Raw genomic sequence first — 10,770 nt, 5'->3', positions numbered from 1 at the left:
CTTCGGGAGATATTTTATCATGGCCTAAAAGAGATGCGACACTTACCCCAAAGAAGTCAGCAAGTTGCTGGGCTTTTTCTGGTTTAATTTGACGTTCACCTTTTTCCCAATAAATGTAAGTTCTTTTTGTAACTCCTATTTCATCAGCTATTTCTTGCTGGGTCATTCCTACTTTACCGTTAAATTCTTTATTTAACCTCAATTTTTTTAACTTATTATCCATATTTTAAAACACCTTTCAAAAGTATTTTACCACGTTTTTTTACAATGTTGTAAAAAAAATTCAACATTTTTTAGAAAAGTATTGACATTGCACAAAAAGTACAATATAATATTGCTGTCAACAGAAAGTTGTACAAAAAGTACACCATATCAAACACCTTTCAATCAATTATGGTGAAATTTCTAAAATGGAGGTAAAAAATGAGAAATAACATGAGATTGTTATTAGCGAAGCGACGCAAAAAAACCGCTGATGTTGCAAAAGCTACGGGAATTTCAAAAAGTACCTTAACGGCTTTGTATTATGAACGTGCAAAGAATCCAAGTATTGATACATTGAAAAAGGTATCTAGTTACTTAGGAGTTACACTTGATGAATTTCTTGATACGAAATATTAGAAAGGAGCGAACCAATGGAACTGGTTTATATGGACGGCAAGAAAGAGCCGTACACCACAAGCGAAATCATCGCTGAATGTGCTGAAGTAAAGCATGATACAGTACAAAGTTTAATAAGAAATCATCAAGAGGATTTTGAAAGTTATGGAATAATCGGATTTGAAATCCGTAAATTAGATAGGCGAGGGCGACCGATGAAAATCTATCGTTTGAACGAGCAACAGGCAACCTTGCTGATCACTTATCTAAAGAATACTGAACCAGTACGTCAATTTAAAATGAACCTAGTCAAAGCATTCTTTGAAATGCGTGATGAACTTTCTAAACGCTATCTTCAACGGGAACTGGAAAAGCCAAAGCGCAAGACCTTAACCGAAGCTATCAAATCATGGGAGAAAGCACCTCAGCATGCCTATAGCACTCTTACAAACCTACTGCTAAAGGGAGCGACTGGGAAAAACAAAGCCCAACTCATGCAAGAGCGAGAAAGTGAAAACGGTATTGACAGTTTAACAAGCGCGGAACTGACAAACTATCAGCGTTTGGAAGATATGGCAATAGCGATGATCAACTTGAATATGAGATATTCAGAAATTAAAGAACTAATTTTTAAAGCATAGGAGTATAGAAAATGGAAAATGATTTTAAGACAGTTACAAATGCCAAGGGAGTAGAAATTCCTAAGTATTTCAAGGATTTTAAAAAGCTAGTTGAGAAAGACAGACAACTAGCCGAATATCTTTGTATGAACTACGAGGATTTGGACAGTGAAGACCTGGGCGCATTTCTTGAAACGATGGAGCAGGGATTTAGCTGGATTCTGGAACTTATCGAAAGTAAAAACTTGCTTTATAGCCCCCAGACAGGGAAAAAAGGCAACAAAAAAGTCACTTGCGGAGATTTTGGCGACCGAAGCAAGCGACAAGATTCAGGTTATAGATATTTTTTCTATACCTTGATTATAGCATAGAAAGACAAGGTATACAATGGGAAAACAACATCAAGCAGTAAAATTCAAAGATATTGCTGAAAAATTGTCAGAATTAGAGGGCAAAAATTTAGAAGAAATCGCTGGAGTATTAGGTTATCGCAACTTGGAGAGTTGCAGGGTCAACCTTTACAATCTGAGACAAAACAAGCGTCTAGGATTTGAAGTAGAAAAAGGGGTGTACTCCAAGTTCGCACTCTTGGACGATTCGGTAAAAGAGGAACTGGAAGACAAGGAATTGTCAGACCGTGGGCGCTATTTGAAGAGCGTAGATCGCTATAAGGCAATGCTAAACGCCTTTTCTATCGCTTTTGATAGCACGGTCAAGGCGGAAACCAGACAAAAAGCAGAACATGACGGCTTGAAAGCCTTGGACAGAATCCCAGATAAGCACTACGCCCTACTTTATGACATGATGGAGGGCTAGGATGGAAGCAAAAAACCACTTCGCTAGATTCATGCGTAGAGGCATGGAGTTAGCAAGGCAATTACATAGTAAAGAAATTCAACGTGATGAATTTGATAGAGCCTGGAAAAGATTAGGCGATCAAATCGAAAATGAAACGAAGAAAAACTAAGAAAACCGAAGTGCAGGCAAGCAATTAGAAAAGGTTTTGAAAAACGAGTGCTGACACGGCGACTCTAAGCACTTGTTTAGCAAAAATGTGGGTGATTACCCACGAAACATCACTACAAGCGTCCGTCAACTTGGGGCAAATGCCCAGCGTTTGGAGTGGTGCTAATCTGGTATAGGAAAAAGCAGGAAAAAGGAATAGTAGACTATGACAGAAACAACATACGATATTATCGCTAAAAGCTTGGATAGAATTAGTATGGAATTACACCAAGCAGACGAAAACAATGATTTTTTAAGAATAGGACTCTTATCAGGACAATTAAAAACTATCAAAGAAGATTTATCCCGTTTACTTTGGATTGAACTTCCTGAATTGAATGACAGCCATAAAATCGAAGCGGTCTCTAAAAGCACTACGGGAATCTTTTTCAGCCCTGGTATTTTTGAATTGGATGCTATGCGACAAGCATTCTTTAAACGCCAAGCCAAGTACTTTTTTGACAACGAAGCAGAGCAACAGGCGTATATAGAGCATGCTGAAAAGGAGTATTTAGGGGCTACTGTAACCTTAAAAGATATTCTTTTTAACTCTAAAAATGGAACTCAGAAAGCAAATAAAAGTTGTCTTATAGAGAAGTTTGAGGAGGCAATGCAATGACACTAGACCTAAAAAACATGGCACAAGCAGAATTTGATGATTTCATGCTTGATTTAAAGGAAAATGAACCAAATCTATTTCAGTTTATCGTTGATTTTATCAATAAAAAAGTAACTGTTCAAGAAGTTGAAGCTTTCCAAAAGATGGAACCTGAAGTGCAACAGTTATATATTAAGAATTATCAAGCGAGGGCATAGCATGAATGAATTAGATTTGACCAATACACAGGCGGTAATCTTCATGGTTGTATTGATTGGCTTACTGCTTTATTTAAACCACCGAGACCGCAAAAAAAGCGCCCAATTTGAGCGAGAAAACCAACAGACGATAGAAACACCTAGCGAGGATTTAAACCCTGAATATGGGCGGATATATCCAGCTTGCAGGGGTTAAGCCGTGGAGGTGATGATATGTTTGAAAGGATGATTGAAGAACTTCAAATAAAAATATTAGAAGCCTTAGAACGTTACCTAAAAAGCCATGAGAAAATATCTCCCCGAATCATTGGGCTGATTTCCGCAAAACGAGTACAGGAAGAGTTAGATATAAAATACCTGACCTTACAAAAATGGGAAAGAATGGGCTTGAAACGTTATCAGCCTCCAGGAGATGATAGCAGAAAAGTTTATTATAAAGTGGAAGATATCCGTAAGTTTATGGGGGTGGGAGAATGAGAGTGATAGAGTTGACCTTGTCTAGTGACAAATTGGCCTTATTCGGCTTTCTCAAGTCTACCCCTACCCAAGTTTGGAAGAATGGGGAATACTTCAAATTCATCTACTTTGAACCGATAGGCGAGGCGCTGACGGATTTTCACTATAAAGGCTTGTATGTGACTGTAAAAGAAGAAAAAGAGGAAGTAGAGGGTTGGAGGTTAGTTAGAAACTTGGAGATAGTTTTGGCCAGTCCTGACTTGCTGATTATCCTGAAAGAATTAGAGGTAAACAAATTGACCGAGCAACGGCAGGGACTTGGAGTGGAGTTAAAAGGCTGGGTTTTTGACCTGATTTGTAATGGCATTTATACCAAATATGAGACTTCGCTTTTTGTCCGCTTGCTATTTGTGAATGGCTACAGTTTTAGTCAGATGGTGGATTTGTTTTCAGCAATCGTAAAACGAAAAGACCTAGTAAGCTATTTCCTAGAAGTAGCGACAAAATTCTATAAGGAGGTGGCTTTTGAATAGCAATGACATTGTAAATAAAATCATTAAAGAGGATCAGCAACAAATACCGCCTACCATGGTAGACTTGACTCAAGCAAGGGAGACAAGTGAGGAAAACAATAGCCTGAATTTGGCAAAAAGAGCAAGAGGTGACGGTTTTGATAGAGGTTTAGACAATCTCCGAAAGATTTTGAGCGGAGATAGCAAGTTAAAAGGGGCGATACAGTACAACACTTTTACGTATGAAATTGAAGTGACTAGACCAATGAAGCTAAACGGTAGAACCCTGAGCGGTGCAATCGATGACCTGATTATCAGAGAGATTAGGGCTTATATTGCTACCAAGTACAAGCTGGACTATAAAAAGCCTGATATAGCTGATTTTTTGGAGATAGTGGCTGGAGAACATAGCTACAACCCTTTAAAAGACTATCTGGAATCTTGCGAAAGCGAGTATAAAGAGTTAGTGAATCAGCGTGATCCCTTTGATATTTTAAGGCATTATCTCAATATTAAGGATGATGAATATAACCGTATTATCATGGATTTATTTTTCCGTGGAGCGGTTGCCAAGGTGTTTGACCCTACCATCAAGTTTGACTTTGTGCTGGACTTGACTGGAAGGCAGGGAGTAGGAAAGACCCAATTTTTTGAGGGGCTTTTTACTCACAAGTATTTTACAACCGTTGAGACCTTCACAGACAAAGATGACAAGGCTAGAATGGTAAGAAACTGGTGTGTCTTTGATGATGAGATGGTGGCCAGCAAAAAGGCTAGTTTTTCAGAATTGAAGAAATTCATCACAGAAACCAAGCTGGAGTTTAGACCGCCTTATGCTTCCAGTGATAGGCGACTCCCTAAGAGTTTTATTATTGTGAGGGCAACCAATGACCATGATTATTTGAACGACCTAACAGGAGAAAGGCGCTTTCTGGTTGCGGAAGTCCACAAGGATACCACCTATAAGGGCAGAAAGTGGACAGAGAAAGACCGTAGACACTTTTGGGGTGCTATGGTGATGGCTTGGAGAGCTAACCAAGTCTTGAACCTGACAGACGAGCAGGAAAAGCTAGTAAATGAGGTTAGAAGCCGTTACAAGTTTGTAGATGAAACCCTTGAGGATTTGGAGCGCTATTTAGGCACTCCTTACCCAAAAAGAATGTATCAGTTCCCGATGACCGACAGAATGCGATACTATTATATCTATGACATGATGAACGAAGGATACTATAGAAATAACAGGGGTGGAACAGTTGAACTTGATACAGACACCTATGGCGAACTGGTAGATAGGGACAAGATGACCATTAACCTATTTTTTCAAGAGGTGTATTTGACTGACAAAGTACCGCCAAAGGATAAGGCTAAGGTTAAAAAGTATATGCAAAACCGAGACGGCTGGGAACATAGGCGATCAACAAGATTTGGTAAAAGTATTAAACCAGCTTACGTTAAAAAAATGTAGTCAGTGTAGTTTATTTTTAAAAAGTGACTACATTTTAAATAGGAAGAAAACCCTTGATACATAAGGGGTTAGAAAAAAGTGTTGTTTTTACTATTTTACTGACTACACCCCTAAACCCTTGGTATTATTGACTTTTATATAAAAATGTAGTTATTTTCTATTTATTAAAGAGTATATGAAGATAAGAGATAAAAGGCGTNTATTGTTTATTTTTTGGGGAGCAAGGTGACTACATGACTACGCATGGCGAAAAACCTTGTGACTGTAAGGCGGAGAGCGTAGTCACTAGATATCCCAAAATGACTACACTTTTTTATGAACCTTAAGAATTTTTTTAAGAGAGGTTTAGAAATGAAAGTAGTTGAACCTATTAGAGATACTGATGACATCGAAAGAATTAAGGATTTTTTGAGAAGGAAGAATGAACGAGATTACGTATTATTCCTATTTGGAATTTATACAGGTTTACGAGTTAGTGATATTATTCCAATTAAAGTCAAACAAATCATAGAAGATAAAATTGAAATAAGGGAGAAAAAAACAGGAAAAATAAGACATTTTCCAATTAATCAACAATTAAGAAATGCCTTAAATCAATACATTGATAATAAACAACTCAAAGAATATGATTTTTTATTTCCGAGCAGAAAAAGAGAGAATGGCAAGGGAGTAAAAATTTGTCATATTTCAAGAACCCAAGTGTATAAAATTTTAAAAGAAGCTGGGAATAAATGTGGGATTGAAAATATAGGAACCCACTCAATGAGAAAGACATTCGGCTATCATCATTACAAAAAGAATGGTGATGTAGCTATTCTACAAAAAATATTCAACCATTCAACACCAGAGATTATACTTGGATATATCGGCTACACTCAAGACGAACTAGACCAGAGTATACTAACATTTGACTACTAAATAGTCGTTCTATTTTACATAATGAGAAAATGTAAATTCAAAAACAGAAAACAGGCCTATCCCCTTGATATAAAAGGGATTCTAAAAAGTGCTTGAAAGTCACAAAATAGAAGATATGTTAAATATAACAGTTGTGAAATGAGGTAAAAATGTTAGAAAAACCAAGGATAAGAAACGAGACAAAAAATATAGGTTAAACTAAAAAATTGCAAGAAATAAATCTAAAAGGAGAAGAGAATGACACGTACAGTAAAAGAAATTTTTCAAGAATTGGAAAATATGGAAAATGATAATGCTAAATTAATTAAAAAACGTCAAGAGGAGTTGGAAGCTATAGGCCCAACAATTGAAAAAGCTAAACAAGATATAGTAGAAGCTAAAAATAAGGTAGATGCTGAGGCATACAATAAAGCTAAGACGGAATTATGGACTGCTGGAAATACCAAGGAACTACTGGAGGAGGAGCTAGAAAAACTTCAAAACAACCCTCTAGTTAGTAAAAAAGAATATCATAAGTTGGCTAAAGAAATCACAGCAGCGGCTGAATCAGTAAATGCAGAGATTTTAGATAAAATATCAAAGTATTTCCCAGAGTTTGAAAAACTCAAAGAAAACTTTACTCGGAATGTAGAAGATGCAAACAAAGCACTAAGTAAGCTTGAGCACGCCATAGGTAAAAATACCGAGTCCTACAAGTACGACGACCAGGGAGGTCTGGTTCAGAGATATCACGGGCTGGACTATACACCTAAGAAAAGCGTTGCTTGTCTTTTAAATAAATTTGTAGAAACATATAATAGGATGGTGAAATAAATGACTACTGAACACAATCCATATCAATGGTATGAAGATTTAGAAACTGCAGTTAAAAGTAAACATGAACAACAAGGGATAGAATTTAGAAGATACTTACATGAGCAAACAACCCTATCGCCGGAAGATTTAAAGATCGCATCAGAGACGCAAAAAGTTTTGTCAAAAATTGGCCAGAGATATGCGGAGGAAAATGAGAATGAGAAAGCTAGATTAATAGCACAAGCTAAAGATGAAGCAGCAGCCAAGGCAGAGGAAGAAGCTAATAAGAAATTCGGAACAAAAAGTAAAAAGGAATTGGAAGAAAATGAAATACTGAAGCAGATGGCAAAAGATTTATTCTAGATAGGGGGGTATCCCCCTCCCACTAGTCGCTCGCGAGCTTCACACCGTCACTGTACATTTTTTCTCGCGCCAAATCACAGAATTAAAAAATAATGAAATAAAATGTTAGGGCTTAGAAATATAAAAAATGATATAATCGAGATGTGGTAATTATGTATGACAAAAGATGAAATTAAAAAATATTTAGACACAGATCTTGAATTTAATTATAATGGCCGAGGCGCTTGTTTCTTATCCAGCATTTGTGTAGTTGGTTATGATTATGAAGGTCATCAGTTTAATACGATTGATGAAGCTATGGAAGCTAAAGTTTTTGATGGTAAAAATTTAGTGGATATATGGGATGAAGTTTTTATACAAGTATCTTAAAATAAAAATATGATCACATTATTTTTGATAGTGAAAATCCTTTCTGGAGAGAATTTTTTCAATGAGTTGGGTAGTATGAAATGGAAATAGACAACACAGAAACAGCAAAAAGAGCATATCATTTTTTGAAAAGTTATAAGTCGCTGAAGAAGTTAGCCAATCTAAGAGATACTCCAGGCGCATTTGAAACCAAAGCTATCGAGATGGTCAAAATGATAGACTCTTATAGTAGAAGTCTAGACGAAAAGAAACGTGCTATATTTTATAATTTATTTATTGTTGCCCAAAAACAAAAGTATACTTTAAAAGAACTCTATAGATTACTGGATATTGATAAAACAGAGTATGATCTTCTCAAAAGTGAAATCTTACTAGATTTTGCCCATAATTATAGAGAAGGGGCGCTATTGGCATACCGTAAGTAAAATATTAAGAATAGATTAAAAGCCCTTAGAAACGATTCTGGGGGCTTTTGTGAACCTATAAAATTATAAACTGCATCGCTGAGAAATTAGCAATAAATAAATAGAGCGACAACTTGAAAAAAATACAAATTCGGTCTGTTAGGTATTCATATTGCTATTGTAAAAAAGGGAATTGTTTGATTTATGACACGCAAAAAAAGAACTGACTTAGGCGCCAATCTCATTGAGATTTCAGGGTGCCAAATCAATTCCTTTGATAATTTAAGTGTACACCATTTTTACTAGAAAAGCAAATTGACTAGCAGGAACAGACTGCTATAAATCACTATAAACCGTGTCGAATTAGAGTCGTTTTTTTACTTACTTTTATCCGCAGGCGCTAAAAAACGGAAGATATGCTATAATAGTACAAGGCAATAAAAAAGCACGTTTGACCGTGCTAGTTTCTTGCCTGCTGAACTCATCATATAGTGTAGTGGCTCCTTTATGGGGCTTTTTTTGTGAACATTTTTAGGAACTTTTAAAGAAATTAAAGAAAATATAAGGAAATCTGATTTTAAAGAAAATCAGGAATATCAAGGCCTTTACTTACTAATGAAATATAAAAATCAAGCGGTAGCGGAATAACTCAAAATGTGATAAGATAGGGGTATGAATCTGAAAGTGAAACAAAAAATACCATTAAAAATCAAGCGTATGGGAATTAATGGTGAGGGAATCGGCTTTTATCAAAAAACCTTAGTCTTTGTGCCTGGTGCTCTCAAAGGAGAAGATATCTATTGTCAGATTACTTCTATTAAACGTAACTTTGTTGAAGCAAAATTACTAAAGGTTAATAAGAAGTCTAAATTCCGAGTTGTGCCAGCTTGTACTATTTATAATGAATGTGGAGGCTGCCAAATCATGCACCTGCATTATGATAAGCAGCTAGAGTTCAAGACGGACTTACTTCATCAAGCGCTGAAAAAATTTGCTCCTGCAGGATATGAAAATTATGAAATCCGCCCGACGATTGGTATGCAGGAACCAAAGTACTACCGTGCTAAGTTACAATTTCAGACTCGAAAATTTAAGAATCAGGTCAAGGCGGGCTTATATGCACAAAACTCTCACTATTTAGTAGAGTTGAAAGACTGCCTGGTACAAGACAAGGGAACCCAAGTGATTGCTAATCGTCTAGCAGAATTACTTACTTATCATCAGATTCCAATCACGGATGAGAGAAAAGTTCTAGGAGTTAGGACTATTATGGTCCGACGAGCAAGAAAGACTGGACAGGTTCAGATTATTATTGTTACAAATCGCCAGCTTAATTTAACCCTGCTGGTAAAAGATTTAGTTAAAGATTTTTCAGAGATTGTGACAGTAGCTGTTAATACAAATACAGCTAAAACCAGTGAGATTTATGGAGAAAAGACAGAGATTATCTGGGGTCAAGAGAGTATTCAAGAAGGTGTTCTTGATTATGAATTTTCACTATCTCCTCGCGCTTTCTATCAACTAAATCCTGAACAAACAGAAGTCCTCTATAGTGAGGCAGTAAAAGCGTTGGATGTTGATAAAGAAGACCATTTGATTGACGCTTATTGTGGAGTTGGAACGATTGGATTTGCCTTCGCAAAGAAAGTTAAAACACTTAGAGGTATGGATATTATTCCAGAAGCCATTGAAGATGCTAAGCGAAATGCTAAAAGAATGGGATTTGACAACACACATTACGAAGCTGGAACAGCAGAGGAGATTATCCCTCGCTGGTATAAGGAAGGCTACCGAGCAGATGCTCTAATCGTAGATCCACCACGTACAGGTCTGGATGACAAGTTATTAGATACAATTCTTATCTATGTACCAGAAAAAATGGTCTATATTTCTTGCAATGTTTCGACCTTGGCTCGTGATTTGGTAAGGTTAGTAGAAGTCTACGATATCCATTATATTCAGTCGGTCGATATGTTCCCACACACCGCTCGAACTGAAGCAGTTGTAAAATTAATTAAAAAAGTTTAAAAAGTAGTTGACAAAGTTAGAAAAGCCTGTATAATAGTAAGAGTTGAAAATAACAACTCTGGTCCGTTGGTCAAGGGGTTAAGACACCGCCTTTTCACGGCGGTAACACGGGTTCGAATCCCGTACGGACTATAGTATGTTGCGGGTGGAACACTTGATGAAAAAAGTTCAAAAAAGTTTCAAAAAAGTGTTGACAAGAAAAAGCAGCTGTGATATACTAATATAGTTGTCGCTTGAGAGAAGCGAGTGACAAAGACCTTTGAAAACTGAACAAGACGAACCAATGTGCAGGGCACTACAACTAAGGTTGTAGTACTGAACAATGAAAAAAACAATAAATCTGTCAGTGACAGAAATGAGTGAGAACTCAAACTTTTAATGAGAGTTTGATCCTGGCTCAGGACGAACGCTGGCGGCGT

The 10,770-nt window shown here is 36.6% G+C and carries 16 protein-coding genes, 1 tRNA gene and 2 pseudogenes; 18 read left to right on the top strand and 1 reads right to left on the bottom strand.

The features are described 5' to 3' along the window. Positions 1-223: helix-turn-helix transcriptional regulator (locus D8836_RS10685; RefSeq protein ID WP_142999083.1), on the bottom strand; the 223-nt coding region annotated here is incomplete at its 3' end. Between the two features lie 200 nt (positions 224-423). Between D8836_RS10685 and D8836_RS10680 the strand changes: the two genes are divergently transcribed. The 18 genes and pseudogenes from D8836_RS10680 to D8836_RS10600 all read left to right on the top strand — a co-directional run bounded on the left by D8836_RS10680 (position 424) and on the right by D8836_RS10600 (position 10,483). Further along, positions 424-621, top strand: a complete 198-nt coding sequence (locus D8836_RS10680) for a helix-turn-helix domain-containing protein (RefSeq protein WP_115904581.1) — start codon at positions 424-426, stop codon at positions 619-621. A gap of 14 nt (positions 622-635) precedes the next feature. Next, positions 636-1,241: a Rha family transcriptional regulator gene (locus D8836_RS10675; protein WP_125393964.1), complete on the top strand. Its 606-nt coding sequence runs from the start codon at positions 636-638 to the stop codon at positions 1,239-1,241. Positions 1,242-1,252: 11 nt separating this feature from the next. Continuing rightward, a pseudogene (locus tag D8836_RS10670) lies at positions 1,253-1,507 on the top strand (hypothetical protein); the annotation flags it as partial. Positions 1,508-1,607: 100 nt separating this feature from the next. Next, positions 1,608-2,036 (top strand): hypothetical protein, encoded by a 429-nt coding sequence (locus tag D8836_RS10665; protein ID WP_000517935.1) that lies wholly within the window; start codon positions 1,608-1,610, stop codon positions 2,034-2,036. Between the two features lies 1 nt (position 2,037). Then, the gene (locus tag D8836_RS11230; protein WP_185761633.1) at positions 2,038-2,187 is read left to right on the top strand and encodes a hypothetical protein; all 150 of its coding nucleotides are present in this window, start codon (positions 2,038-2,040) and stop codon (positions 2,185-2,187) included. Positions 2,188-2,391: 204 nt separating this feature from the next. Further along, positions 2,392-2,844, top strand: a complete 453-nt coding sequence (locus tag D8836_RS10660) for a hypothetical protein (RefSeq protein WP_125393963.1) — start codon at positions 2,392-2,394, stop codon at positions 2,842-2,844. Beyond that, positions 2,841-3,041, top strand: coding sequence for a hypothetical protein (locus D8836_RS10655; protein WP_125393962.1), 201 nt, complete (start codon positions 2,841-2,843; stop codon positions 3,039-3,041). Before D8836_RS10660 ends, D8836_RS10655 begins: the two co-directional genes overlap by 4 nt. 1 nt (position 3,042) lies before the next feature. Continuing rightward, positions 3,043-3,250: pseudogene (locus tag D8836_RS10650) on the top strand (hypothetical protein). A 4-nt stretch (positions 3,251-3,254) separates the two neighbouring features. Further along, entirely contained in the window at positions 3,255-3,518 is a 264-nt protein-coding gene (locus D8836_RS10645; protein ID WP_125393960.1) for a hypothetical protein, read from the top strand. Further along, positions 3,515-4,030, top strand: a complete 516-nt coding sequence (locus D8836_RS10640) for a hypothetical protein (protein WP_125393959.1) — start codon at positions 3,515-3,517, stop codon at positions 4,028-4,030. Before D8836_RS10645 ends, D8836_RS10640 begins: the two co-directional genes overlap by 4 nt. After that, positions 4,023-5,474 (top strand): virulence-associated E family protein, encoded by a 1,452-nt coding sequence (locus tag D8836_RS10635; protein ID WP_125393958.1) that lies wholly within the window; start codon positions 4,023-4,025, stop codon positions 5,472-5,474. The genes D8836_RS10640 and D8836_RS10635 overlap by 8 nt, the downstream gene beginning before the upstream one ends. A 351-nt stretch (positions 5,475-5,825) precedes the next feature. Continuing rightward, positions 5,826-6,392 (top strand): site-specific integrase, encoded by a 567-nt coding sequence (locus D8836_RS10630; RefSeq protein WP_125393957.1) that lies wholly within the window; start codon positions 5,826-5,828, stop codon positions 6,390-6,392. 237 nt (positions 6,393-6,629) lie between these two features. After that, on the top strand, positions 6,630-7,205 hold the full coding sequence (locus tag D8836_RS10625; RefSeq protein WP_125393956.1) for a hypothetical protein: 576 nt from the start codon (positions 6,630-6,632) through the stop codon (positions 7,203-7,205). Next, positions 7,206-7,550 carry a hypothetical protein gene (locus D8836_RS10620; RefSeq protein WP_125393955.1) on the top strand — a complete coding sequence of 115 codons (345 nt, stop codon included), beginning with the start codon at positions 7,206-7,208 and terminating at the stop codon, positions 7,548-7,550. Between the two features lie 156 nt (positions 7,551-7,706). Next, positions 7,707-7,919 carry a hypothetical protein gene (locus D8836_RS10615; RefSeq protein WP_125393954.1) on the top strand — a complete coding sequence of 71 codons (213 nt, stop codon included), beginning with the start codon at positions 7,707-7,709 and terminating at the stop codon, positions 7,917-7,919. An 80-nt stretch (positions 7,920-7,999) separates the two neighbouring features. Then, complete coding sequence (locus tag D8836_RS11510) at positions 8,000-8,344, top strand: ArpU family phage packaging/lysis transcriptional regulator (protein ID WP_260468291.1); 345 nt, start codon at positions 8,000-8,002, stop codon at positions 8,342-8,344. 651 nt (positions 8,345-8,995) lie between these two features. Further along, positions 8,996-10,351, top strand: a complete 1,356-nt coding sequence (gene rlmD / locus D8836_RS10605) for a 23S rRNA (uracil(1939)-C(5))-methyltransferase RlmD (protein WP_125393953.1) — start codon at positions 8,996-8,998, stop codon at positions 10,349-10,351. 60 nt (positions 10,352-10,411) lie between these two features. Continuing rightward, positions 10,412-10,483: transfer RNA gene (locus D8836_RS10600), tRNA-Glu, on the top strand. Positions 10,484-10,770 lie beyond the last annotated feature (287 nt).

The sequence above is a fragment of the Streptococcus mitis genome (genome assembly GCF_003942995.1).
Lineage (GTDB): Bacteria > Bacillota > Bacilli > Lactobacillales > Streptococcaceae > Streptococcus > Streptococcus mitis_CV.
Note: the sequence above shows the minus strand (reverse complement) of the source record. Positions and strands in the feature narration are given on the sequence as shown.

Bases quoted from the DNA above. Each gene is read 5' to 3' on its own strand.
- D8836_RS10645 (WP_125393960.1), top strand. From the start codon at position 3,255: ATGTTTGAAAGGATGATTGAAGAACTTCAAATAAAAATATTAGAAGCC.
- D8836_RS10620 (WP_125393955.1), top strand. From the start codon at position 7,206: ATGACTACTGAACACAATCCATATCAATGGTATGAAGATTTAGAAACT.
- D8836_RS10625 (WP_125393956.1), top strand. From the start codon at position 6,630: ATGACACGTACAGTAAAAGAAATTTTTCAAGAATTGGAAAATATGGAA.
- D8836_RS10630 (WP_125393957.1), top strand. From the start codon at position 5,826: ATGAAAGTAGTTGAACCTATTAGAGATACTGATGACATCGAAAGAATT.
- D8836_RS10680 (WP_115904581.1), top strand. From the start codon at position 424: ATGAGAAATAACATGAGATTGTTATTAGCGAAGCGACGCAAAAAAACC.
- D8836_RS10640 (WP_125393959.1), top strand. From the start codon at position 3,515: ATGAGAGTGATAGAGTTGACCTTGTCTAGTGACAAATTGGCCTTATTC.
- D8836_RS10665 (WP_000517935.1), top strand. From the start codon at position 1,608: ATGGGAAAACAACATCAAGCAGTAAAATTCAAAGATATTGCTGAAAAA.
- D8836_RS10660 (WP_125393963.1), top strand. From the start codon at position 2,392: ATGACAGAAACAACATACGATATTATCGCTAAAAGCTTGGATAGAATT.
- D8836_RS10675 (WP_125393964.1), top strand. From the start codon at position 636: ATGGAACTGGTTTATATGGACGGCAAGAAAGAGCCGTACACCACAAGC.
- D8836_RS11510 (WP_260468291.1), top strand. From the start codon at position 8,000: ATGGAAATAGACAACACAGAAACAGCAAAAAGAGCATATCATTTTTTG.
- D8836_RS10615 (WP_125393954.1), top strand. From the start codon at position 7,707: ATGACAAAAGATGAAATTAAAAAATATTTAGACACAGATCTTGAATTT.
- D8836_RS10655 (WP_125393962.1), top strand. From the start codon at position 2,841: ATGACACTAGACCTAAAAAACATGGCACAAGCAGAATTTGATGATTTC.
- D8836_RS11230 (WP_185761633.1), top strand. From the start codon at position 2,038: ATGGAAGCAAAAAACCACTTCGCTAGATTCATGCGTAGAGGCATGGAG.
- rlmD (WP_125393953.1), top strand. From the start codon at position 8,996: ATGAATCTGAAAGTGAAACAAAAAATACCATTAAAAATCAAGCGTATG.